Genomic DNA, 24,203 nt, shown 5'->3' with positions numbered 1-24,203 from the left:
ACCCCCGCCTCCACCCCCCGCCTACGAAGCCATTCCAGCCGGTCAGTTCGACCCCCGGGACCTCACCGACTTCCAGCTCGACGAACTCGTGCACCGGATCATCGGCCGCATCACCCGCCTGATCCGCACGGAACTCCGCCTGGACCGCGAACGGATCGGCAAACTCCGCGACCCCCGCCACTGACCGGCACGCCAAGGCACCGCACCGCACCCCACCGCAGCACCGCGTCACCGCATCGCAACGACAGAAAGGCCCACCCCCGATGTCCCGCCTCGACCCGGGCTCCACCATCTGGTTCACCCTCAGCATCGACGGCGAGAGCCTCGGCTACTTCAACGGGTGCGAAGGGCTGTCGTCGCAGGTGGAGATCGAGCACCGGCAGGAAGGCGGCAACAACGGCTTCGTATGGCAACTGCCCACCCGTGTCACCTTCTCCACCATCCGGCTGACCCGCCCGCTCACCCCGGACACCTCCAAGGTCGCCAAGTGGATCTCCTCCGTGCAGACCGGGATCAGGCGCCCCACCGGGCAGATCGCGGCGCTGCGGGCGGACGGCTCGGAGGTCGCGCACTGGGGGCTGATCGACGTGCTGCCGGTGAGCTGGCAGGGCCCCTCCCTCGACCCGGCCGGGCCCGCCGTCGCCACCGAGGTGCTGGAGATCGCCCACCACGGGTTCACGGACTGAGCGGCGGGGCGGGAGACACACCATGGCCACCAGCAAAGGCGCGGGCAAGAGCCTCGTCCGGGCGAGCCTTGCGATCCACGAGCCGCCCGTCGGAGGCAGCACCACCCCGGGCGGACTCATCAAGACCTTCGCCTTCGACTTCAACCCGGCGCAGCTGTCGCTGACCCGCCGAGCCCAGTGGAAGACGACCCCGGCACAGATCGAACGGGACGGTTCACTACCGGAGTTCATGGGTTCGGAGCCACGCGAGATGAGCGTGGAGATCTTCCTCGACTCCTCCGACGAACCGTCCAGCAACTCCGTGCTGAAGAAGGTCGAGTCGCTGCTCGCCTGCTGCGACGTGACCACCAAGTCCATTGCTGCCAAGCAGCCTTCGCCGCCGTGGGTGGTGTTCCAGTGGGGGTCGTTCTCGACCGCCCGTTTCACCGCCTACGTCTCCTCCGTCGAGGCCGCCTACTCGCTCTTCGGGACGACCGGCGTGCCCATCCGCGCCACCTGCCGACTGCAACTGCACGAGATCCCGAGCAACACCAAGGGCCAGAACCCGACTTCGGGCGCGCTCACCGCGCGACGCGTGCACCGGGTCGTAGCGGGCGACTCGTTGCAGTCGCTGGCCTGGCGGGAGTACGGCGACTCCGCCGCCTGGCGGGCGATCGCCGAGGCCAACGGGATCGACGACCCGACGCGGCTCGCGAACGGTGTCGAACTCGTGCTGCCCGCCGCCGAGGAGGTGCGTTCCTGATGGTGAAGGCTGCGTTCTCCAACGTCGTCGAGGTGAAGATCGGCGGGGCCAAACTGCCGTCCGAGTACGCCCGTTGCCTCGTCGACAGCTACGTCGACCAGGGCGTCGGCGTCCCGGCCGCGTTCCGGCTCACCTTCCGGGACCCGTACCGGCTGATCCTCGGGAAGCTGGGCGTCACCTTCGGGACGAAGGTCGTCATCGCGCCGGTCGCCGACGGACAGGGCGCCTCCGATCCGCTGCTCACCGGTGAGGTCACGGGACTTGAGGCCGACTACGACGGCACCGGCACCTTCACCGTCGTACGCGGCTACGACTTCGGGCACCGGCTGCTGCGGCAGCGCCGGGTGGCCGCCTACCGCAACCAGAGCGCGTCCGACATCGCCCGCAAACTCGCCGCCCAGGACGGCGTGCCGATCGGACGGATCACCTCCACGCGGACGGTGTACGAGTTCATCTCCCAGTCCAACGTGACCGATTGGGACTTCCTGGCCCGGCTCGCCGACGAGAACGAGATGGTGATGTCGGTCGACGCGGACGGCAAGTTCCAGTTCGTCGAGCCGAAACCGTCGTCCGGCGCGCCGTCGCCCGACACCGACGGTGACAAGAGCCCGTTCGTGCTCCAGGCCGGGCACGACATCCTGCGGCTGCGGGCCGCCGTGACCGCCGCCGACCAGGTCGCCACCGTCGAGTCGCGCGGCTGGGACGTCACCACCAAGAAGAAGCTCACCGCGACCGCGCCCGGCACCTCCAACCCGGCCATCGGCATCGGCACCACGCCGGGCGCGGCGGCCGGCAAGTTCAAGACGGCCAAGCTGGTCGAGACGGGCACGCCCTACGACAAGCAGAACGAGGTCAGGTTCGCCGCCGACGCGCTCGCCGACGATGTCACCTCCTCCTTCGCCGAGCTGGAGGTCGTCGCGCGCGGAAATCCCAAGCTGCGCCCGGGAGTTCCGGTCGCGCTGGCCGACGTGGGCACGCCCTTCGAGGGCAAGTACACGGTCACCTCCGTACGGCACGTCTTCGGCGACGGCAAGCACTACGAGACCTGGGTGACGGTCAGCGGACGGCAGTGGCGCTCGCTGTACGGGCTGGCCTCGGGCGGCTCGGAGACCGCGCCCCGGCTGCCCGGTGTCGCCAACGCCTTGGTGACGGACGTGAACGACCCGCTCAAACAGGGGCGGGTCAGGCTCCAGTTCCCGTGGCTCGACGACACCTACGTCAGTGACTGGACGCGGACCGTGCAGCTGGGCGGGCTCGGTGGCGGCGGGGTGTTCCCGATGGACGTCAACGACGAGGTGCTGGTCGCCTTCGACCGAGGGGCACTCGACCATCCGTTCGTGATCGGCGGGCTCTACAACGGCAAGGACAAGCCGACCGTCGTGAGCGATGTGCCGTTGCACGACGCCGTACGCAAGAAGGCGAGCCGGCACACCGTCTCCGACCGGGACGGCAACAGGCTGGACCTGCTGAGCCAGAAGACGGGCGGTCGTAAGCAGGGGGTCCGACTGACCTCAGGGGACAAGCAGTTGACGATCAACCTCGACCGCACGAACACCGAGATCGTCGTGGACAGCAAGGGCGACGTCACCATCAAGGGCAGCCGCTCGGTGTCGGTCGAGGCCGGTACCGACCTCACCCTCAGCGCCCGGCGCAGTCTCACCATCAAGAGCGGCGGGCCGCTGAGCATCGAGGGGCGCGGGCTGGTCAACGTCAAGTCGACCACGGGAGCCATCACGTTGGACGCGATGGGTGCCCTCAACCTGAAGGCGATCGGCAACGCGATGCTCACCGCGGGCGCGAGTGTCCAGATCAACTCCATTGCCAACGTGGGCATTCGGGCCGTCACCGTGCCGATCATGGGCGTGGTCACCCTCAACGGCCTGGAACCGGTGGTGCTTCCGGCATGAGCGGCCAAACGGACAGAAACAGAGCGGGTGTTGCGTGATGGCCGAACAGTTCGTCGGGTCCGGATGGTCGTTCCCGCTGCGCATCGGGCCGACCGGCGGCATCGCGCTGGTCAGCGGGGAGCGCGAGGTCGAGGAGGCGATCCGGCTCGTGCTGTCCACGGCGCCGGGCGAGCGCCCGATGCGGCCCGACTTCGGCTGCGCGATCCACGACCTGGTGTTCGCGCCGGTCAACGAGCAGACCGCGGGCCGTATCCAGCACGAGGTGCATGTCAGCCTCGACCGCTGGGAGCCGCGCATCGAGGTCGAGGACGTCGAGGTCACCGCCGGCACCGAGCAGAGCGTGCTGTACATCGACGTCCGCTACTCGATCCGCGGCACCAACAACCCGCGCAGCCTCGTCTTCCCCTTCTACGTCATCCCGTCCCACGACGAGCCGGACGACACCCCCGGTAAGCCCGGCACGGCTGCTGAAAGCGACAACTGACCGATGGCTCTGCCCTCCCCGAACCTCGACGACCGCCGCTTCCAGCAGTTCGTCGACGACGCCAAGCGCTACATCCAGCAGCGCGCCCCGGAGTGGACCGACCACAACGTCTCCGACCCCGGCGTCACCCTCGTCGAGACGGTCGCGCACATGGCCGACCAGATCGTCTACCGCCTCAACCGGGTACCGGACAAGAACCACTTGGCCTTCCTCGACCTGGTCGGCATCACGCTCTTCCCGCCGTCCGCGGCCCGCACCGACGTCACGTTCTGGCTGTCGGCGCCCCAGGAGGAACCGGTGCAGGTGCCGCTCGGCACCGAGGTGGCGACGATGCGCACCGAGGGCGAGGAGGCGGTCGTCTTCGCCACCGAGCGCGAACTCGCCGTCGTACCCTGCGCGTTGCGGCATCTCGTGGTGCAGCACCGGGGCAAGCAGGTCGTCGACCGGACCCACGACCTGGCCGAGGGCAACCACGTGATGTGCTTCGCCGAGTCGCCCGACCCCGGCGACTCCATGCTGTTCGGCCTGACCGCCGCCGTCCCGCACTGCGCCCTGGCCCTCGAACTCGACAGCCGCGTCGACGGAGTCGGCGTCGACCCGCGCCAACCGCCCCTGGTGTGGGAGGCCTGGACCGCCGACGGCTGGCAGACCTGCGAGGTGGACCGCGACGGCACCGGCGGCCTCAACCGCCCCGGCGCCGTCGTCGTGCACGTCCCCGGCGGCCACACCCTGTCCCGCAACGGCGGCCAGGAGGCAGGCTGGTTGCGCTGCCGCGTCACCGAACCCCACCCCGACCAGCCCTTCTACACCACCTCGCCGACCGTCCGCTCCGCCGAGGCCTTCACCATCGGCGGCACCACCACCGTCGTCCACGCCGACACGGTCTACGACGAGGCGCTCGGCGAGTCCACCGGTCTGCCCGGGCAACGGCTGCGGCTCGCGCACACGCCGGTCGTCGGCGACAACCCGCCGCTCCTCCTCCAGACCGCCGAGCACGAGGGCTGGACGGACTGGCAGGTCGTCCCGCACTTCGCCGCCTCCGGGCCCGACGACCGCCACCTCACCCTCGACGCGGCCACCGGCGAACTCGCCTTCGGCCCCGCCGTCCGCGAACCCGACGGCACCCTGCGCCAGTACGGCATGGTCGCCCCCAAGGGCTCGGTCATCCGCGCCCGCCGCTACCGCACCGGCGGCGGCCGGGCCGGCAACGTGGCCCGCGGCGCGGTGCAGATCCTGCGCAGCTCCATCCCGTACGTCTCCGAGGTCGTCAACCGCGAGGCGGCGCGAGGGGGAGTGGACGGCGAGACCGTCCACGAGGCCAAGACCCGCGCCCCGATCACCCTGCGCGCCCAGGAACGGGCGGTCACCCTCCGCGACTACGAGGAGCTGTCCCGCCGGGCCGCCCCCGAGACCGCTCGCATCACCTGCCTGGAGGGCGACGAGGGCGAGCACGGGGCCTATGCCGTACGGGTGTTGGTGGTCCCGCAGGCCGTGCCCGACCCCGGCGGACGACTGCGCTTCGAGCAACTGGTCCCCGGTGACGCCCTGTTGGACCGCATCACCCGGCACCTCGACGAACGGCGGCTGATCGGGACCCGGTTGGCGGTCGGGCCGCCCTTCTACCAGGGCGTCACCGTGGTCGCCACGGTGCACGCCTTCCGGGGCGTCGACACCGACCGGGTGCGCCGCCAGGCCCACGACGCCCTCTACCGCCACCTCGACCCGCTCACCGGCGGATCGGACGGCAAGGGCTGGCCGTTCGGGCGTCCCGTGCAGTCCGGCGAGGTCTTCGCGGTGCTCCAGCGGGTGCCCGGCGTCGAGCTGGTCGACGAGGTCGTCCTGCACCCGGCCGACCCCCTCACCGGCAAGCGCGGCGACCCCACCGACCGCATCGACCTGGAGCGGCCGTCACTGGTGTTCTCCTTCGACCACCGCGTCCGCGTGATCGGAGACGGCGCATGAGCGCCGCCAACTCCTTTTCGGGAGGCCCGCGTTGAGGGGATCAGTGGACGGCCTCGGCTCGTCCGCGCCGATCGGCGCGATGCTGCCCGCCGTGTTCGCCGACGACGACCTCGCCCAGCGTTTCGTCGCCGGGCTCGATGAGGTCGTAGCGCCGATTCTGAGTGTGCTGGACTGCCTCGACACGTACTTCCGGCCGTCGCTGGCACCGCTCGACTTCGTTCAGTGGCTGGGCAGTTGGGTCGGTGCGGAGACCGACGGCAGCGAACCGGAGGCGCGGCTGCGCGCCGCCGTGGCCGCCGCCACGTACCTGCACCGCATCCGTGGCACCCGGCGCGGCCTGGCCGAGGCCGTCCGGCTCGCCTTCGGTGTCGAACCGGAGATCACCGAGAGCGGCGCCGCCGACTGGAACGCCCGGCCGCTCGGCCCGGTCCCCGGCGAACGCAGCCCCCGGCTGCACGTACACCTGCGGCTGCCCGCGCCCACCACCCTGGACACCCACCGCCTCGATGCCCTCGTGGCGGCGGCCCGCCCCGCCCATATGCCGTACACGGTCCAGGTCACCACCACCGTGCCCGCCGAAAGGAACCCCGAGAGATGACGACCACCCAGAGCTGCGCCGAATGCGGAACCCGCGCGGAACCGGGCCAGTCGTTCTGCGACGCCTGCGGGGCCGTCCTGAGCTGGACGGACCGCGCGGGCGCCCGTGCCGGTGCGGCGGCCGAACGCGGTGAGGGCAACAGGGTCCCGGGGCAACGGAGTTCGGTCGAGGACGACCCGGCGGCCCGACTCGACGCCTTGTCCCTGCGGCTGGACGCGATGGCCGCCGACTCGTACGACTCCATCGGCGCGGCCACCGTGCAGGAACCGGCGAACGGCGACGCGCCCCACCCCGCGACCCGCCCGGACCCGGACCCGGACCCGGCGGTGGCCGCAGCCCAGACCCCGTACCCCCACCCCTCCCCGACCCCCGCGCCCGACGCGCCGCACCTTCCCTACGACGGGACCGTCCCCCGTACCCCCTCCACAGGCGACACCCCCTCCACAGGCGACACCGCCCCCACCCGGCCGGTCCCCGCCGCTCCGCCGGAGTCCGAGGCCGAGCGGGCCCGGCGGCTGCTCGTTCCGGTCGACGACCCCGAGCCCCGGCAGGCGCCCTCCGTGGCGCCGGTGCTGCCCGGTCGCCCGGTGGCCGCGCGCCCGCAGTCCGTACGGGCACCCGGTGTCGAACCCGGCGCCGTCGGCGGGGTGCCCTGCCCCTGGTGCGCGACGGCGAACCGGCCGGACCGGCACTACTGCGCCCGGTGTGCGATGCCCATGGCCGGCGACGAACAGGTCTCCGGTCGGCTGCCCTGGTGGCGGCGGCTGCTCACGTTCCGGAGCGGAGAGATCCCGTGGGCGGGCGACCGGCCCCGGCTGCGCCGTACCTTCGACCGGGTGCTCACCTGGATCGGTGCCGCGATCGTGCTGACCCTGCTGATCGTGCTGGCCGTCAACATCCCGCGCGGTGTGCAGGCGGCCAAGGACCACTTCGCCAAGCGCGCCCCCGTCTCCCCGGACCGCGTCACCGCCTCCCGCTCCTTCCCGGGCCACAAGCCGGAGTTGGCCTTCGACAAGCTGAACAACACCTGGTGGGGGCCGGGTGTGTCCCAGTCGGGCGAGGGGCAGTGGCTGGAGGCCAAGTTCGACGAGCCGACGCGGCTGCTGGACGTGCTGATCACCCCGGGCGTCTCCACCCGCGCCGACCAGCTCGGCCAGTCGGCGCTTCCGCACCGGATCGAGGCCAGGATCACCACGGCCGACGGAAAGACCACCACCCGCGAACTCAACCTCGACCAGGGAGCCGGAGCCCAGCGCCGGGCCTTCCGGGTCGGCGAGGTCACGTCGGTGCGCTTCACCATCGAGTCGGCCTACGGAACCTCGGGAAAGAAGCAAGTGGCCATCGCCGAGATCGAGTTCTTCGGCCCGTCGAACTCGGGCGGCTCCTGACCTACGGCGGCGGGTGGCTCAGGCGTAGTCGGTCGCGGGGACCGTGGCGTAGTGGCTCATCATCTCGATCGTCGACTCGGGGTTGAACTCCCGGCCGCCGGCGATCATGTCCCGCAGATCACGGAAGTACTGCACGAACAGGTCGGGCGTGAAGGTGTTGATCATCACCGCGGGTTCGTCGCCGGGGTTGGCGAAGGTGTGCGGGGCGCCGGGCGGGATCATCGCGAGGGTGCCGGCCGGGGCGACGTGGACGGTCTCGCCGATGGTGAAGTGCACGGTGCCGGAGACGACGTAGAAGCCCTCGTCGTGCTGGCCGTGGCGGTGCTGCGGCGGGCCCTGGGTGTGCGGGGCGAGGGTGATCTCGCCGATGCCCAGGCGGTGGCCGGTGGTGCTGCCGTCCTCCAGGATGCGCATCGTGACCGGGCCCAGACGGATCGACTCGCCGTCCTCCGGACCGACCACGGAAACCTCGTTCATCTCGAACTCCCTTGTCTTCGCCACGCGTTGCGCGCCCTCAGGACAGTAGGACAGTAGGCTGGCAACTCCTGTCATGCAAGTGCACTCTCATGATGAGAGTCGGTCGTGATAAAGTGCGGAAGGGACGGACGGCAGCGACGAGCGAAAACGGGGATGTGACGAACCGATGGCGACAACCCAGACGGACACGGGCCGCAGCAATCAGAAGAAGCGCACCCGTACGGCGATCGTCGAGGCGGCCCGGGTGCTGATCGGCGCGGGCAGCGATGTGACCATGCCCGAGGTCGCCCGCGCCGCCCTGGTCTCCGAGGCCACCGCCTACCGCTACTTCCCCGACCTTCCGTCCCTGATCGGCGAGGCCCTGGCCGGTGTCTGGCCCGACCCGGCCGAGGCGCTCCGACCGGTCGCCGACTCCCGCGATCCCGTCGAACGCGTCGCCTACGCCTGCGAGTTCCTGCTGCGCGGCATCCTGGCCCGCCAGGGCGGGGTGCGCGCCATGATGGCCGCGACCATCGTCCGTCCCGACGCGGAGAGCATGCGGCCCGGGATCCGTTTCGGCCTCATCGACCACGCCCTCGCACCCCTGGACGGCACTCTGGGCGCGACGGACCCGGACGCGTTCACCCAGCTCAAGCGGAGCCTCGCGGTGGTCGTCGGCGCGGACGCCCTGTTCACCCTCACCGACCAGCTGGGGCTCACCCCCGACGAGGCCGTCGCCAGCGCCGTACGCACGGCGACGACCCTGACGGAGGCGGCGGTGCGCACGGCGGCAGTGGGCTAGGACCCGGCCGGGAACTCTCAACTGTCCTTAGGAGTCCGGGCAGTTGGGTCGCTCGCCAGCCAGTGGCCGTCCGTGGTCCAGCCGAGCAGCCGGCGGGCCCGCCCCCGGTCCGCCGTGCCGTCCGGGCCGAAGCCGCCGCCGTCCGCGACCAGCCGCAGCCCCGCCAGGGCGGGCGCGAGACGCGCCCCGACATGGTGAGGGTGACGGCCCGTCTCCTCGTCCAGGGCGGCGAGCACCCGCCGCTGCTCCGCGGGCGGGCAGAGCGACAGATGGAACACCAACTGCCGCCAGGCGTAGGCCGCGTCCTTGATCGTGGCGTACGGCCGCGGGTTGCGGTGCACCCGGCTCGTCAGCCGGCACACGGTCACGAAACAGCGCCGCGCCAGGTCGCCCCAGCCCGGCTCGGGGGCGATGCCCACCCGGTGGACCAGGGTGGCCAGGTTGTGCGTGGTCAGGATCTGCGACTGCTCGATCACCTTGCCGTTGTCCGCCACCCAGGACCCGTGCGAGGAACCGGACTTCGTCCCGGCCGGTGCCGAGGACGCAGCCTCGGCCCGCTCCGCACACAGCCGCGCGAATCCCGGAGAAGTCCGAGCCTTGTGCGAGCGGCCCGCCGACTCGCTCGCTTCGGCGATCGCCAGCCGACGGATCGCCGCGTAGTCGATGCCGTAGTACCGCTCGTACAGCGAACCGCCCAGCAACTCGCCCGCGATCCGGGCCGCCACGAGGAACTTCGGCCCGAAGGTGTTCATGAAGATGTCCGCGGCCAGCTCCTCCACCTGCGGAGCGCCCAAATCGGACTGGCGGGCGAGCACGCCGAGTTCCCGCACCAGCGGGTTGGGCAGGATCGTGCCGGGGAACCCGCGCACCGCCAGCTCGCCCAACTGCCGTAGCACCAGGGCCGCTTCGGCCGTGCCGTCGCCCCGCTGCGCGGCGACCGCCCGCACCCAGGGCAGTTCCTCGATCCGGACCTGCCGCTCCAGGTCGAGCAGAAGCAGCGAACGGCGGTTGCGGAACGCGCGGTAGTTCGCGGCCATCAGCGCCCGCAGCGCCTCGTCGTCGTAGGCCCGCGCGCTGGTGACGGCGACCAACTGCGGTACCAGTGCGGCCAGTACCTCGGCCGACGGGACGACACCCCGCTCCACCAGGACGTCGACCGGTGCGCTCAGCGCGCCCTCGACCACCCGGCGCAGCACGGGCGGGAGTTGGGCGCCGGCCGGGACGCCGGTCTCCCGCTCCTCCGGTCCGGACACGGGGGCGAGTACCGGCGTGAGATCGGCGATGCCCGACTCCTGGGGCAGCACGGCGAGCCGGCCCAGCACCACCTGCGCCAGGGCGTGATGGGAGGGCAGAGCGGCCTGTACCCGCTGTGCGCGCCGCAGTTCGGTGTGCGCGGGCGATCCCGGCAGACCGCGCCGCCGCACCATCGACGCGACGGCGTGCCGCAGCAGCCCGAGCCGACGCGCGTCCAACTCCCGCCCGGCGACGGTCTCTTCCAGTGCGCCGCGCAGAATGCCCAGGTTCCCCTTCGGGCTGCGGTGCTTCCCGCAGCGGGTGTGCTCCTCGGCCAGCAGCCGATAGCGGTCCAGCAGGGTGACTCCCCGCTCCAACCAGGCCTCACCCGGGGCGAGTTCGAGCACCCGGCCGTCCGCCCCGCCCGCCGTCTCCAGCCAGTGCGCGAGCAACTTGTCCCCGAACGGCTGCCATACGGCAAGTGCCTCGCGCTGCGCCTCCACGGCCGCGTTCGGACGGCGCCGGACCAGCCTGTTCACGGTGTCGTCGACGGTACGGAGGTGCAGCGCGTCGGTGCCGTCCGGCGCGGGCCGGCCGGTCGACGGGCGTGGCAGGAACCGGAGTTGACCCGCAAACGGCTCCAGCTCCGCGACCAGGTCCAGCGCGGCGGCCGTCTCCCCGTGCCGCACCAGCCACGCCATGGTGAGCAGCGCGCCCTCCTCCGGCACGGTCACCTCGTACCGCCCGCTGTTCAACTGCCCCCACAGCCAGGTGAGTCCGGTGTCGGTGAGACAGTGAGCGAACAGCGCCCGCCGGTCCGCGGGCACCCCGAACCGCTCCGCGAGCGCGATCTCGTACGGCTGGAGCGGGCCGCCCGCGCCCGGGGCGCCGGTGGCGAAGCCGCCGCGCACCACCTCGGGGGTGACCCAGGCCGGAAGCCCGGCCACCGGGGTGCGCGAACCGATCGCCAGCCGCCCGCTCGCCATTCCCGTGAGCACGGCACGCCAGCGCTGCGCGCGGCCCTCCGCGCGACGGCGGGTGTCGGCGTCCTCGTGGGTCAGCGCGGTCGTGAAGGCCTTGGCCAACTGGCCCAGGGCATAGCCCGGGGCCGCGGTGAGGTGCTGCTGCTCAGCGTCGTCGTCCATAAGCCGACGTGGCAGGTCCTGCCCCTGCGCCCTCCGGGTTAAGAGCCCGGTGCTCTGCTGCTGAGCTACACGTCGATGAGCAGCGACGTTAGGGGTGGTACGGGTGGCCGTACAAGTGGATTTCGGTCACAGCACCTTCCGGTGGACCAGCGCCGACAGCATCAACGCCCCCGGCAGCAACGGCACCCACACCGTCAGGACGCGGTAGCCGATGACGCTCGCCGTGGCCAGATCCATGGGGGCGCCGAACGCGACCATCGTGAACACCGTCGCCGCGTCCACGGGACCGATTCCGCCGGGTGCGGGCACGGCGCCGACCGCGGTGCTGGCGGCGAGGAACGCGAGGACCACCTGCGCCCAGGACAGCGGCATGCCGAGCGAGGCCCCGACGGCGAAGATCACCGTCGCCTGCAGCACGGGAGCGGCGGCGGCCCCGCCCCACAGGGCGAGGATCCGGCTGGGCATGGTGTGCAGCTGCCGTACGTCGGTCAGGGCGGTGCGGACGCAGCGGAGAACCGGGCTGCGCAGTCGGCGTACGGCGCAGAGCAGGACGGTGACCGTGGTGAGAGCGGTCGCCAGACCGCCGACTGCGAGGAGCAACGACCAGCCTCTGGGGGCGAGTTGGCCGAAGCGCAGCATCTCGGGGAAGGAGATGAGGAAGACCAGCAGCACGAACGTCTTCGCGATCGGCCTGACCAGTGAGTAGAGGGCGAGCGAGGCGGTGGCGCGGGGAAGGGGGATGCCCTGGCCCTGGAGGAAGCGCAGCGTGACGGCGTGGGCGCCGATGCTGGCGGGCAGGGCGTGGTTCGCCGCGCCGGCCGCGAACTGGGAGGCGATCAGCAGACCGGTCGGCAGCCGGTCCGGCACGGCACCCTGGCGGACCAGGGCGGCGGTGCCCCAGCCGAGGCAGGTGAAGAAGAACGCGGCGAGCAGCCACCAGGGGTCGGCGGAGGCGAGCCGGGCCGTGCCCGCGTACATGGCACGCCAGTCGACCGCCGCCCACACCGCGATCAGCAGCAGGGGCAGCAGGGTCAGGACCTTGGTGGCGAGGCGCGCGGCGGAGGGGAGGCGGAAGGGGGAGGGGACGGGGGTGGGAGCGGGGCCGGTGGTGGAGGCGGGGAGCGGCCCGGGGATCTCTTCGAGCGGAAGCAGGGACACGAGGCGAAACGTTCCCATCCGGTATGACGCAGTGGTGTCGGGAAGCGGAAGGGGCGCGGGCGGCTGGGCGAAGCGGACGGCACGGTTGAAGCGAAGCCGTGCCGAATTCATTGCCTGAATCAACAATCCATCGGTTTGTTGACTTTAGGTTGAGCGAGCCATTTGAATTCCAGTATGACCCACGCCGAGCGTTCGTCCGCCGCCATCGCCCTCCCCGTCGACCTCGACGAGGCGGCCCACCGTTGTCTGGTCGCAGGCTTCGACGGCGTGACGACCGTGCCGGACACGCTCAAGCGGCTCATCGACCGCGGCCTCGGCGGGGTCATCCTCTTCACCCGCAACATCCGGGACGCCGGGCAGGTACGCCGGCTCACCGACGAACTCCGCGCCCTGCGCCCCGACCTGCTCGTGGCCATCGACAACGAGGGGGGCGGCATCGGCCACTTGGTGAACGCCGACGCCCCGGACGCCCCCGGCTCCTACGCCCTCGGGGTCGTCGACGACCCGGCCCTGACCGCCCGTTGCGCCGACGCCCTCGCCGGCCACCTCGCCACCCTCGGCATCACCGCCTCGTACGCCCCCGTCGCCGACCTCCAGCACCAGCCCCGCAACCCGATCGTGCGCACCCGCTCCTTCGGCGCCGACCCCGAACTGGCCGCCCGCCATCTGCGCGCCTGGATCACCGCCACCGACGTACGCGGCATCGCCTCCTGCGCCAAGCACTTCCCCGGTCACGGCGGCACGATCACCGACAGCCACCACGGCGTCGCGATCGACCCGCGGCCCTACGACGAACTCCTCGTCGACCTCGAACCGTTCCGCGCGGCCGTCGCCGCGGGCGTGCCCATGCTGATGAGCGCCCATGTCGTCTTCCCGGCCCTGGACGCCAACCGCCCCGCCACCCTCAGCCGCCGCATCCTCGGTGATCTGCTCCGCCTCGACCTCGGCTTCGACGGCGTCCTCGTCAGCGACGCGCTGGAGATGAAGGCGATCGCCGACGAGTACGGCGAAGCGGCCGGCGCCCGCATCGCGCTCGCCGCCGGAGCGGACCAAGTCATCGTCGCCGTACCGGACTTGGCGGTCACCCTGGCCTGCCGGGACGCCGTCCTCGACGCACTGCACGCCCGCATGCTGGCGGAGGAGCGGGTCTGGGAGGCGGCCGGCCGGGTGCGGCGGCTCGCCGAGCGGTACGCGACGCCCCGCCGGGCGGTGACCCCCTGGGACGCGAACGCCGGACTGGAGGCCGCCCGGCGAGCCGTGCGCACCCGGCCCCTGCCGCCGCCCGTGCGCGGCGCCCATGTCGTCGACCTGTTCCCGGCCCCGCACCCCGCCCTGAACTGGGGCGGCGAGGACCTCCTCACCGAACTCCGCGCCATCGACCCCACGGCCACCGGCACCGCACTCACCGAGGAACCGGCCGACCCCGCCGCCCTCGTCGACGCGATCGGGAGCCGCAGCGCACCGCTGGTCATCGCCACGTCCGACGCCGTCCTGAACCCCTGGCAGGCCCGGCTGCGCGACACCCTGGTGGCCCGGCGGCCCGGCGCGATACTCGTCGACACCGGCCTGCCGGAGGGCGGCACCCTCTGCTCCTACGGGCGCGGACGGGCCAACCTGCGGGCGGTCGCGGAGGTACTGGCCGACGCGTGAGGGTCACGGCAGGTGTGCGACTTCCTTGATGCCGCGTGCCGCCAAGTACCCCTGGTCATCCGCTCGTTCGGCCAGGACCACGGCAGGGCGGATGCCCTCCGTGCGCAGCCGCATCCACTCCTCGAAGTACGCGCCCCCGGGACCGGACACCGACCGGGTGCCGGGGGTGCAGTCCAACACCAGGGCGAGGTCCCGAACTTGGACGGTGCGCGGCTCGGCGATCGCGGCGGCGAAGGCCTCGGCGATCGGCTTGGCACGGCCCGCCGAGTCGAACAGGCCCAGCGTGTATTCGAGTTCGGGATAGTCGGCGAGCGAACGGTCCACGTCGTGCGAACACCACCAGGTCACACCCCACAGCCCGGCGCACTCGGCCGCGTTGCGCACGGTCGCGCGCGCGAACTCCGGGGCGTCGGCCGCCGGGATGTGCGGCTCCGGCGCACCCGTCTCCTGGACCCAGACGGGCCGGGCCGGGTCGGTGGCGTACGCCTTCGCCAACTCCGTGCCGTACTCGGCCAGATGGAGCACCTGCGGGGAACGCGGACCGTAACGGCGGGCGCAGTCGCCCGAGAACACCCACGGGTGCACGGTGGTCAGATCGCCCTTGCGGGCCGAGGCCTCAGGGGTGAACGGATGGTCGTCGCCGTACCAGGCGGCGTCGTACGCGGAGTGTGTGACCAGGCGGTCCGGCGGCAACTGTTCACGGGCGGCGGCCAGCAGCGTGTCGAGATAGTGGTCCACCTCGTCCGCCGTCACCGGGTTGTGCTCCACCAAGTTGTTGAGCTCGTTGCCGAGTTGGAGACCGATCAGGTTCGGGCGGTCGGCGAGGGCGCTGCCCAGGGTGCGCAGCAGCTCCGCCTGGGCCGTGATCGCGTCCGGGTCGGTGAACACATTGCGGTGGTGCCAGCTGCGGGTCCACTCCGGGTAGAAGTCGAAGCTGGAGAGATGCCCCTGGACACCGTCCACGAGGACGTCGAGGCCCGCCTCGCCCGCCAGGTCGACCAGATGCACCAGCTGGTCCACCGCGGTCCTGCGGATCAGCGTGCGGTTGGGCTGGAGCAGCGGCCAGAGATGGAAGATCCGGACGTGGTCCAGGCCGAGCCCGGCTATCTGGGCCAGGTCCTCACGCGCGTGCGCCGGGTCGAAGTCGTGCCAGGAGTGGAACCAGCCGCGGCGCGGCGTGTAGTTGACGCCGAAGCGAAGCGTAGGAATGGGATCCTCCCCGGGTCCGGTCTTGCCCTCCGTGAATGTATCAACCACCATAGTCAGTAATGAGCAATGATTTGAACCAGGAATTCGTCGGTGATTACGTCGTCGGCCTCGATGCCGGCGGCACCCGCACCCGCGCCGTCCTCGCCGCCGCCGAGGACGGCCGCCCCCTCGGCGAGGGCGCGGCCGGGCCCGGCAACGCCCTGACCGTCCCGGTACCGCGACTCACCGATCACCTGGTCGAGGCGATCGCGCAGGCCGTACCGGAGGGGGCGCGCACCCGAGTGGTCGCCGTAGCGGGCGGCTTCGCGGGCGCCACGGCGGCCTCCACCGAGGAACCGGGCCACGTCAACGCCCGCACCGCCCTCACGGCAGCGCTGCGCCGCCTCGGCATCCCGGCCGACCGGGTCCGCGTCTGCAGCGACATCGAGGCGGCCTTCGCCTCCGCCCCCGGCACCCCCGCCGACGGCCTCGCCCTGGTCGCCGGCACCGGCGCGGTCGCCCTGCGCATCACGGACCGCCGCTCCACCGCAACCGTGGACGGCGACGGCTGGCTCCTCGGTGACGACGGCAGCGGCTTCTGGATCGGCCGGAGCGCGGTGAGGGCGGCGCTGCGGATGGCCGACGGGAGGGGGACGGCGACGGCACTGGCCCTGTCGGTGGGGCGGGCGCTGGGGGTGCCGGACGAGGCACTGCCGGGCGACGGCGACTGGTCCCGCGCCCACCGCGAGGCCTACCGCATGCACGTGCTCCCCGCCGTCATGGCCGAACTCCCCATCCGCCTTGCGCGCTTCGCCCCGCTGGTGGTCGAGGCGGCAGAGGAGAAGGACACCGTGGCGGAAGGGATTCTCGACGAGGCGGCGGACCGACTGACCGACACCGTACGGGCGTTGAATCCGGCCCACGGTGAACGGATCGTCGCCACCGGCGGACTGCTCGGCCCCGAAGGCCCCTTGACGGCCGCCCTCACCGCCCGCCTCCGCATCCTCGGCCTGACCCTCGACTGGGTACCGGACGGCTGCCGCGGCGCGGTCGCCCTCGCCCGGCTCGCATACGACGGTGACGACCGATGACCGACACCACCCCCTTCTACCGCGACCCCACCGCCCCCGTCGACACCCGGGTCCGCGACCTCCTCGCCCGCATGACCCTGCGCGAGAAGGTCGGCCAGCTCAACCAGCGGATGTACGGCTGGGACGCCTACCGCCGCACCTCCCCGGGCTCCTTCGAACTCACCGAGGCCCTGCACGCCGAGACCGCCCGCTTCGCCGGACTCGGCGCGCTCTACGGCCTGTTCCGCGCCGACGCCTGGTCCGGCGTCGACCACTCCAACGGACCCGGGGCCCAGGACAGCGCCGCCCTGGCCGAGTTGGTGCAACGCCATGTGATCGACAGCAGCCGGCTGGGCATCCCGGCCCTCTTCGTCGAGGAGGTGCCGCACGGCCACATGGCCCTGGACGGCACGGTCCTCCCGGTCAACCTGGCCGTCGGCGCCACCTGGGACCCCGACCTGTACGAGCGGGCCGCCGCCCACGCCGCCGCCGAACTCCGCGCCCGTGGCGCCCACTTGGCCCTCGTCTCCGCCCTGGACATCGCCCGCGACCCCCGCTGGGGCCGCACGGAGGAGTGCTTCGGCGAGGACCCGCATCTCGCCGCCCGCCTCACCGAGGCGCTCGTCAACGGCATGCAGGGCGACACGACAGCCGGGTTCGCCCCCGACAAGGCCCCCGTCGTCCTCAAGCACTTCGCCGGACAGGGCGCCACAGTGGGCGGCCGGAACTCCGCCGAGTCCGAACTGGGCCTCCGTGAGCTCCACGACATCCACCTCCCCGCCGCCCGCGCCGGAGTCCGTGCCGGTGCCGCCGCCGTGATGTCCGCCTACAACGAGGTCGACGGCCTCCCCTGCTCGGGCAACCGCGCCCTGCTCCACCAACTCCTGCGCGAGGACTGGGGTTTCGAGGGCCTGGTCATGGCCGACGGCCTCGCCGTGGACCGACTGGCCCGCATCACCGGCGACGCCGTCTCGGCCGGCGCCCTCGCACTCAACGCCGGAGTCGACCTCAGCCTCTGGGACGAGGGCTTCACACATCTGGAGGAGGCGGTAGAGCGGGGGCTGGTGAGCGAGGCCACCGTCGACGCGGCCGTGGCGCGGGTGCTCCGCCTGAAGTTCCGCCTGGGCCTGTTCGAACGGCCGTACAGCACAAGCGAGTTGCCCCCGGCCGCGCAGGGCAGGGAGCTGAGCACCGCGCTCGCGCGGGCCGCGGTGACGCTGTTGCACAACAACGGCGGAGTCCTGCCCATCTCCCCGACCGTCTCCCGCATCGCGGTCGTCGGACCCCAATCAGCCACCCATGCACACCAGTTGGGCGACTACACGGCACCACAGCGTTCCGGTGTCAGCGTCCTGGAAGGTCTACGGCGACTCGCCCCGCCCGGTACCGACATCCGCCACGCTCCCGGCTGCGCCCTCACCGGCGACGACCTCTCCGGCATCCCCGAGGCGGTCGCCGCTGCCGCCGCCTCCGACCTGGCCGTCCTGGTGCTGGGCGGCAGCAGCGCCCGTACCCCCGACACGGACTTCGACGCCAACGGAGCGGCACGGAACGCCGTTTCGGAGATGACCTGCGGCGAGGGCGTCGACCTCGCGGGCCTGGGCCTCGGCCGGGCGCAGCACGCCCTCCTCGACGCGGTCACCGCGACCGGCACCCCCACGGCGCTCGTCCTGATCCAGGGCCGCCCGCATGTCGTCCCCGAACAGGCGGGCGCCCTGCTCACCGCCTGGTACCCAGGTCCGTGGGGCGGCGTGGCCATCGCCGAGGTACTGCTCGGCCGCACCGAACCGACCGGCCGCCTGCCCGTCTCCGTCCCGCGCTCGGTGGCCCAACTCCCCGTCCACTACAACCACAAGGACATCGAGTACGGCGGTTACGTGGACGCCGACGCCGAACCGCTCTACTCCTTCGGGCACGGGCTGTCGTACACGAGCTTCGAGTACGGTCCGCCGCGCCTCGCGGGGAACATGATCGAGATCGACGTCACCAACACCGGCAAGCGGCAGGGCCGTTCGGTCGTCCAGGTGTACGTCCGGCGGCTGCTGACTCCCGTCTGGCCGCGCACGCTCGAACTGCACGCCTTCCAGGGAGTCGAGTTGGCGCCCGGTGAGCGCCGTAGCGTCGAAATCCCCTTCGGCACCGACTGGTTGGAGCAGGTCGGTGCCGTCGAGATCCGGGTCGCCCGGTCCGCGCGGGCCGCACTCGCCGTAGAACCCCTCGTCGTACGCCTCAGAGCTTGACCGCTCCCGCCGACACGCCCTTGTAGAACCAGCGTTGGGTGATGACGAACAGCACCAGCACCGGGATCACGGAGATCACCGAACCGGCCATCACCACCCGCTGGTCGTAGCCGAACGACGAACTCTGCAGCCGGGAGAGGCCCAGCGTCAGCGTCATGTGGTCCTCGGAGCGCAGCACGATCAGCGGCCACAGGAAGTCGTCCCAGGCGCTGATGAAGGTGTTGATGGTGACCACCAGGATCGCGCCCCACGCGGACGGGAGATAGAGGTAGCGGAAGCGCTGCCACTCGCTCGCGCCGTCCAGCATCCCGGAGTCCTCGATCTCGCGCGGCACGGCGAGGAACGCGCCGCGCATCAGCAGGACGTTGATCGCGCCGACGAACCCGGGCAGCCACACGCCCACCACACTGTCGACCAGACCGAGGTCGCGGATGCTCAGGAACAGCGACACCATGATCGACTCGAAGGGGAACATCATCGAGGCGACCAGGAGGATCCAGACCGCCCGGCGGCCCTTCCAGGCGGGCTTGGAGAGCACGTAGCCGGCCGTCGTGGAGAACAGCAACTGGCTCGCCACCGACAGGAGTACGACGATCAGGCTGTTCCTGATGTACGTCACCACCGGGACCTGGCTGAAGACCTCGCGGTACGCGTGCAGGGTCGGGTGGTGCGGCAGCAGGGAGGCGTTGGCGCCGAAGACGTCCTCGCCGGTGCCCTTCAGCGAGGCCAGGAACTGCCAGATCAGTGGGCCGACCGTCAGGCCCAGGACGAGGAGCAACAGCAGGTACCGGACGAGGAGTTCGCGGGGGCGGCCGTAGTCCCGCCAACGCGGGGTCAGGCGCCGCGACTTGGGCCGCACGGCGGTCGTCGTCATGACTCGTCCTCCTTCGTCAGGCGCTGTGCCAGCAGGGTCAGGCCCAGGGTGAGGACGAACAGCGCCACGCTCACCGCCGAGCCGTAACCGGCGTTTCCGGTGATGGGGTCGAGGCCGACGTCCCGGATGTAGAAGGGCAGCGTGCGGTCCGCTCCGCCGGGGCCGCCGGTGGAGCTGCCGAGCATGTAGATCTCGGTGAACACGCGCAGCGAACCGATGCCGGTGAGGGTGCCGACCAGCATCATCGCCTGCCGCACGCCGGGCACGGTGATGTGCCAGAAGCGGCGGGCGGCACCGGCGCCGTCCATGGACGCGGCCTCGTGCAGTTCCTTGGGCACGTTCCCGAGGGCGGCCAGGTAGAACACCATGTACCAGCCGAGGCCCTTCCACAGGGTCAGGCCCATCGCGGAGAGCAGGATCAGCCACGAGTCGGACAGGAACGGGACGGCCGACCGGATCAAGTGGGCCTTCTCCAGCCAGGTGTTGACCAGTCCGTCGTCCGCGAGCAGCCACTGCCAGCTCAGGCCGACGACCACGCTGGAGGCGAGCACCGGCGTGTAGAAGGCGGAGCGGAAGAAGCCGATGCCGGGGAGGTTCTTCTCCACCAGGACGGCGAGCAGCAGCGGCAGCAGCACCATCAGGGGGACGACGATCACCGCGTACAGCACGCTGTTGCGGGTCGCCAGCCAGAAGTCCGAATCGTCCAGCATCCGGGTGTAGTTGGCGAGCCCGACGAAGTTCGCGACACCGCCCAGCGGCTTGGCGTTCGTGAACGACAGCAGCACGGTGTTGAGGAACGGGAACACCCCGAACACCGCCGCGCAGACGATCGCGGGCGCGGTCCACAGCCAGGGCAGCCACCAACGGCGGTACAGCGCGGCCCCGTTGGCGCCGGGAGCGGGGCCGGGGAGGACGGCCCGGGCGATCTTACGTATGCGGGTCGTGCCCGGTGCGGAGGTTGTCGCCTCCGCACCGGGCACGGTCACCGGCTTCGCGGTCTGCGTCGCCACCGTCAACCAGCCTGCTTCAGCAGCTCGTTGGCCTTCGCCTGGGCGTCCTTGACGGCCTGTGCCGGGCTCTTCTTGCCCTGCATGGCCAGCTGGACCTGGCCCACGATGGCGTTCTGCACCGCCGTGGAGATGTTCGTCTGATAGGCGGTCGCCGTCTTCAGCTGCTCGGCGACGAGCTTGCGGGCCTGGGAGAACGGGTCGTCACCGGTGGTTTTCTGGAAGAACGGGTCGTCCAGCGAGGCCGAGGTCGTCGGGAAGATCACCACGTTCGGGTCCTTGCACCAGGCCGTCTGGTTCTCGGCGTTGGTGAGGAACTCCGCGAACGCCAGTGCCGTGGAGGCGTTCTTGCTGGTCGCGGCGGTCGCTATGTACTGCGGGGCGGCCGTGGTGTGACCGAGCGCGTCGAAGGGCTGCTGGCCGACGGCGGTCTTGGCGTAGATCGACGGGCTGTTCTGCTTCACGAAGCGCACGAAGCTAGGGTTCGTCGAACCGTAGGCGACCTTGCCCTGGCTGTAGAGCGTGGAGGGGTCGTTGTTGGACGACAGCGAGTCCTTCGGCATCGCGCCCTCCTTGTACAGCTTCGCCATCCAGGCGACCCACTGGGTGGTCCGCGGATCATCGGCGAAGACAGCCGACTTGCCGTCGGCGGAGAGCGTCTTGATGTTCATCTGGTCCCAGTCGGCCGGGATCCGCCAGACCGGGTTGGCCATCGTCGCGTAGTACTTGCCGTCGGCCTTCTTCGCGATCTTCTCGAAGTCGGCGAAGAGCCCGAACATGGTTGTCGGCGGCTTCGCCGGGTCGATCCCCGCCTTCGTCAGCAGGTCGGTGTTGTACGTCAGCAGGACGCCGCCGGTGTACCAGGGCAGCACGCTGTGCACCAAGGTGCCCGATGAGTCCTTCATGGTGCTGGACTTCCAGAACGCCGGGACGAACGGCTTGGCGGCGTCCGGGTCCTTGACGCCGAGGTTGAGCAGGTAGCCGGCCTTGGTGAGGGCGGTCGCGGTGGGGGAGTCGACGTTGAGCACGTCCGGCAGGGTGCAGGCCTGGGCGTCGGCGACCGTGCGCTGGCCGAACGTCGCGTCGCCCGGATCGTCGATCCACTTCACCGACGTACCCGGGTGCGCCTTCTCGAAGGACTTGATCACCCCGTTGAAGAAACTCCCGAAGTCCTTCTTCAGGTTGGTGGTCTGGAAGGTGATGCTGCCCTTCACCTCACCGGTCAGCTTCCCGGACCCCACGTTCCCCTTGTCGACCTTGCAGCCGCCCGCGGTGGAGTCGCTGTCGCCCGAGCTGCCGGACAGCCCGCAGCCGGCGGCCGTCAGGGTCAGGACGATGATCCCCACCATCGATCCGGTCAGTCTTCCTGTGCGCATCGCTGCCCTCCTGAGCATCAGCCAACAGCTGGTTCAATTAACCAACTTCGACTCCGATTGATGAAAAGGTGGACCAGAATTCATCGGAGGTCAATGGTTCTCGTGTTGCTTTTAGGTTCCGGAGGAGATCAGTGCCGGTGTTCGTGGTCCGGGTGCGCCGGATCGCCCGGGTGCTCGTGGCCGGCGGTATACACGACTCCGGCCTTGGCCTGGTCCAACCAGCCGAAGAAGGCCCGCCGCCCCGCGGCCCGCCGCAACTCGCGCGCGACACCCGCGCGTGCCTGCTCGTACGGCACGAAGTCCTCCGATGACACCCTGCCGAACGGGTCGACACCGCGCCGTAGTGCCTCCGCCGTGAGGAAGCGGTCCCGATTGCGGTCGTAGTAGTCCCGTACGGCGGCCTCCGGGACCTCCTGCTCGCCCTCCAGCTCGGCCAGCAGCAGCCGGGCGGCCGGGGAGTGCGCGAGGGCCGCCGCGACGATGCTGCCGAGATCCGCGACATCGGTCTCGGCGACGGCGAGCACCCGGTCCGGCGGCACTTCGGCGAGGGGCTTCAACCCCCTTTCCGCACAAGCCCGTTGGGCCAGCTCGTCGATGACCACCACCTGGGTGGCCCACCGCCGTCGCTGCCGCTCGGCCCGCGCGAGCGCCTCGGGCCGGGTGGCCTCCCGATCCCGCGCCGGAACGGCCGCCAGCAGAGCGTCCACCCGCCCCTTGCCGACGGGCGCGCCGCGCACCACGGCCGCATGCTCCGCCGTCATGGCGTCACCTCCACCGCGACGGCCTCCGTGTAGGCGACACACCCGTGCCAGGCGACCTTCGCGAGCAGCCAGTACGACCCCGGCTGCACCGCCGAACCGTCCACCTCGATCACGCACTCCCGCTCCGCGCCCCCGGCCAGCGTGAACCCCTGGCAGCCCGGCTCGACACCGGCCCAGGTGCCCCACGAGGAGACGGCCCACAGGGTGCCGTTGACGGGCCCCTGGCTGGTGTTGCCGACGGTCACGGGGACGCGGGCACGCTCGCCGTGGCGCACGCTGATCCGGTCGACTCCCAACGCCGTCACCAGAGTCGGCCCGACCGGACGCCCGTCCGGCACATCCAGGGCCACGACATCCTCGTAGACCTGCCCGCCGTAGGAGAGTCGTGCGGCGAGCCAGTGGCGGCCGGGGGCCGGGTCGGGCGGTGGTGTCACGGTGATCTCGGAGAGGGTGAACCCGGACGGGCCCAGCGCGTACGGCAGTTCGGCGGGTTCGGCGGTCCAGCCGGGCGGTACCTCGAAGGTCACCGTGCCGGACACCGGCGCGTCGGTGAGTTCCGAGCCGACCCGGACGGTCGCGGTGACCGGTCCGGCGGCGGTGAGTGTGCCGGGGGAGAGGTACACCGACACCGGCATGTTCCCGCGCGGCGCGGGGCCGGAGTTGTGCAGCCAGTAGCGGGTGTGGACGGGCTGCGCGGGTTCATGTGCCGCGATTCCGGGCCCGGTTGAGGACTCTGCCGTGGTGGTCGCCCGTACCGTCGCCACCTCGAAGCCGGTCAGGTCCAGAGCGAGCCCGCCGTCCCGCTCCGGCGTCAACTGCTCGCCGGGCGCCTCCAGTACGTCGGCCCGGGCACCCTCGGTCCAGTCGCGCGGCCCGCGTATCCGGGCCTGCACCGGCCGCCCGTTCACCTCGTGCATCCGTACGACGACACCGCGCCCCGGGTCGACCGGTACCGCGCTGCCCCGGGCCAGTGGCGAGCCCAGCGGCTTGAGGGCGTCGAGGACCACCTCGCCCGCCGGTTCCAGGCCCAGCAGGGCGAACTTCCTTGGCAGGGTGCCCTGTTCGGGGGAGGTGCGCAGGCGGGCCGTCAGCGGGTGGTTGAATTCATGTCCGGCCTGCGGGAATCGGGCCTCGCGCCAGTCACCGGCGCCCGCTACCACCGCGTACTCGAACTCGTGGGTCCAGCGCTGGAGTTGGAAGGCGGAACCGTCCGGCGCCGTGCGGCGCGGTGGGTCGACCCAGATGCCGGAGGGCCAGCCGGTGCAGGAGCGCATGAGGGACATGTAGAGGTCGCCGGAGGAGGTGACGACACAACCGGGCGTGCCCCGGTTCAGGACGGCGAAACTGCGGCCGTCCCAGGTGTCGCCCGGTGGCAGGGCCTCGCCGCCGCCCGCCGCCGTGGCCGTGAGGACCGCGTCGTCGAGGTCGGCGATCAGCGCGTCGACCGCCTTGGCGTCGTCCTCGGGGCGGGCGCCC

The 24,203-nt window shown here is 71.5% G+C and carries 20 protein-coding genes, 1 tRNA gene and 1 pseudogene; 12 read left to right on the top strand and 10 right to left on the bottom strand.

Translation table 11 applies throughout. The features are described from left to right. From OC490_RS38850 to OC490_RS38815, 8 genes and pseudogenes are all read left to right on the top strand, one after another. Positions 1-184 (top strand): annotated as a pseudogene (locus tag OC490_RS38850) (hypothetical protein); the annotation flags it as partial. A gap of 79 nt (positions 185-263) precedes the next feature. After that, complete coding sequence (locus OC490_RS38845) at positions 264-686, top strand: phage tail protein (RefSeq protein WP_019071368.1); 423 nt, start codon at positions 264-266, stop codon at positions 684-686. Between the two features lie 22 nt (positions 687-708). Continuing rightward, a complete protein-coding gene (locus OC490_RS38840) occupies positions 709-1,428 on the top strand; it encodes a LysM peptidoglycan-binding domain-containing protein (protein WP_200716866.1) in 720 nt (239 codons plus the stop codon). Continuing rightward, entirely contained in the window at positions 1,428-3,335 is a 1,908-nt protein-coding gene (locus tag OC490_RS38835; RefSeq protein ID WP_262062750.1) for a VgrG-related protein, read from the top strand. Before OC490_RS38840 ends, OC490_RS38835 begins: the two co-directional genes overlap by 1 nt. A 37-nt stretch (positions 3,336-3,372) precedes the next feature. Next, a complete protein-coding gene (locus tag OC490_RS38830; protein ID WP_262062749.1) occupies positions 3,373-3,819 on the top strand; it encodes a GPW/gp25 family protein in 447 nt (148 codons plus the stop codon). A 3-nt stretch (positions 3,820-3,822) separates the two neighbouring features. After that, a complete protein-coding gene (locus OC490_RS38825; protein ID WP_262062748.1) occupies positions 3,823-5,781 on the top strand; it encodes a putative baseplate assembly protein in 1,959 nt (652 codons plus the stop codon). A 31-nt stretch (positions 5,782-5,812) separates the two neighbouring features. Further along, positions 5,813-6,379: a phage tail protein gene (locus OC490_RS38820; RefSeq protein ID WP_262062747.1), complete on the top strand. Its 567-nt coding sequence runs from the start codon at positions 5,813-5,815 to the stop codon at positions 6,377-6,379. Further along, positions 6,376-7,767 carry an NADase-type glycan-binding domain-containing protein gene (locus OC490_RS38815; RefSeq protein ID WP_262062746.1) on the top strand — a complete coding sequence of 464 codons (1,392 nt, stop codon included), beginning with the start codon at positions 6,376-6,378 and terminating at the stop codon, positions 7,765-7,767. Before OC490_RS38820 ends, OC490_RS38815 begins: the two co-directional genes overlap by 4 nt. 18 nt (positions 7,768-7,785) lie before the next feature. Here OC490_RS38815 and OC490_RS38810 read toward each other — a convergent pair whose 3' ends face one another. Beyond that, positions 7,786-8,244 (bottom strand): cupin domain-containing protein, encoded by a 459-nt coding sequence (locus tag OC490_RS38810; RefSeq protein ID WP_262062745.1) that lies wholly within the window; start codon positions 8,242-8,244, stop codon positions 7,786-7,788. Between the two features lie 166 nt (positions 8,245-8,410). Here OC490_RS38810 and OC490_RS38805 point away from each other — a divergent pair, with 166 nt between their 5' ends. Then, positions 8,411-9,025, top strand: a complete 615-nt coding sequence (locus OC490_RS38805; RefSeq protein ID WP_262062744.1) for a TetR/AcrR family transcriptional regulator — start codon at positions 8,411-8,413, stop codon at positions 9,023-9,025. A gap of 17 nt (positions 9,026-9,042) precedes the next feature. Here OC490_RS38805 and OC490_RS38800 read toward each other — a convergent pair whose 3' ends face one another. The 3 genes from OC490_RS38800 to OC490_RS38790 all read right to left on the bottom strand — a co-directional run bounded on the left by OC490_RS38800 (position 9,043) and on the right by OC490_RS38790 (position 12,561). Continuing rightward, positions 9,043-11,403 (bottom strand): hypothetical protein, encoded by a 2,361-nt coding sequence (locus OC490_RS38800; RefSeq protein WP_262062743.1) that lies wholly within the window; start codon positions 11,401-11,403, stop codon positions 9,043-9,045. 3 nt (positions 11,404-11,406) lie between these two features. Beyond that, a tRNA-Lys gene (locus tag OC490_RS38795) sits at positions 11,407-11,478 on the bottom strand. A gap of 51 nt (positions 11,479-11,529) precedes the next feature. Next, the gene (locus OC490_RS38790) at positions 11,530-12,561 is read right to left on the bottom strand and encodes a YbhN family protein (RefSeq protein ID WP_262062742.1); all 1,032 of its coding nucleotides are present in this window, start codon (positions 12,559-12,561) and stop codon (positions 11,530-11,532) included. A gap of 174 nt (positions 12,562-12,735) precedes the next feature. Here OC490_RS38790 and OC490_RS38785 point away from each other — a divergent pair, with 174 nt between their 5' ends. After that, positions 12,736-14,211, top strand: coding sequence for a glycoside hydrolase family 3 N-terminal domain-containing protein (locus OC490_RS38785; protein ID WP_262062741.1), 1,476 nt, complete (start codon positions 12,736-12,738; stop codon positions 14,209-14,211). A 3-nt stretch (positions 14,212-14,214) separates the two neighbouring features. Here OC490_RS38785 and OC490_RS38780 read toward each other — a convergent pair whose 3' ends face one another. After that, positions 14,215-15,471, bottom strand: a complete 1,257-nt coding sequence (locus OC490_RS38780; RefSeq protein ID WP_262062740.1) for a glycoside hydrolase 5 family protein — start codon at positions 15,469-15,471, stop codon at positions 14,215-14,217. Positions 15,472-15,479: 8 nt separating this feature from the next. Between OC490_RS38780 and OC490_RS38775 the strand changes: the two genes are divergently transcribed. Next, positions 15,480-16,490: an N-acetylglucosamine kinase gene (locus OC490_RS38775; RefSeq protein WP_262062739.1), complete on the top strand. Its 1,011-nt coding sequence runs from the start codon at positions 15,480-15,482 to the stop codon at positions 16,488-16,490. Continuing rightward, a complete protein-coding gene (locus tag OC490_RS38770) occupies positions 16,487-18,709 on the top strand; it encodes a glycoside hydrolase family 3 N-terminal domain-containing protein (protein ID WP_262062738.1) in 2,223 nt (740 codons plus the stop codon). The genes OC490_RS38775 and OC490_RS38770 overlap by 4 nt, the downstream gene beginning before the upstream one ends. Here OC490_RS38770 and OC490_RS38765 read toward each other — a convergent pair. The 5 genes from OC490_RS38765 to OC490_RS38745 all read right to left on the bottom strand — a co-directional run. Then, positions 18,699-19,583 carry a carbohydrate ABC transporter permease gene (locus OC490_RS38765; RefSeq protein ID WP_262062737.1) on the bottom strand — a complete coding sequence of 295 codons (885 nt, stop codon included), beginning with the start codon at positions 19,581-19,583 and terminating at the stop codon, positions 18,699-18,701. The genes OC490_RS38770 and OC490_RS38765 overlap by 11 nt on opposite strands. After that, on the bottom strand, positions 19,580-20,599 hold the full coding sequence (locus tag OC490_RS38760) for a carbohydrate ABC transporter permease (protein WP_410099230.1): 1,020 nt from the start codon (positions 20,597-20,599) through the stop codon (positions 19,580-19,582). The genes OC490_RS38765 and OC490_RS38760 overlap by 4 nt, the downstream gene beginning before the upstream one ends. Next, positions 20,596-21,966: an extracellular solute-binding protein gene (locus tag OC490_RS38755; protein WP_262062735.1), complete on the bottom strand. Its 1,371-nt coding sequence runs from the start codon at positions 21,964-21,966 to the stop codon at positions 20,596-20,598. Before OC490_RS38755 ends, OC490_RS38760 begins: the two co-directional genes overlap by 4 nt. A gap of 128 nt (positions 21,967-22,094) precedes the next feature. Then, positions 22,095-22,727, bottom strand: coding sequence for a peptidyl-prolyl cis-trans isomerase (locus OC490_RS38750; protein ID WP_262062734.1), 633 nt, complete (start codon positions 22,725-22,727; stop codon positions 22,095-22,097). Then, positions 22,724-24,203 (bottom strand): NEW3 domain-containing protein (locus tag OC490_RS38745; RefSeq protein WP_262062733.1); only part of this gene is annotated, 1,480 nt, incomplete at its 5' end. The genes OC490_RS38750 and OC490_RS38745, both read right to left, overlap by 4 nt.

Source organism: Streptomyces sp. STR69 (genome assembly GCF_024519455.1).
Taxonomy (GTDB): Bacteria; Actinomycetota; Actinomycetes; order Streptomycetales; family Streptomycetaceae; genus Streptomyces.
Note: the sequence above shows the minus strand (reverse complement) of the source record. Positions and strands in the feature narration are given on the sequence as shown.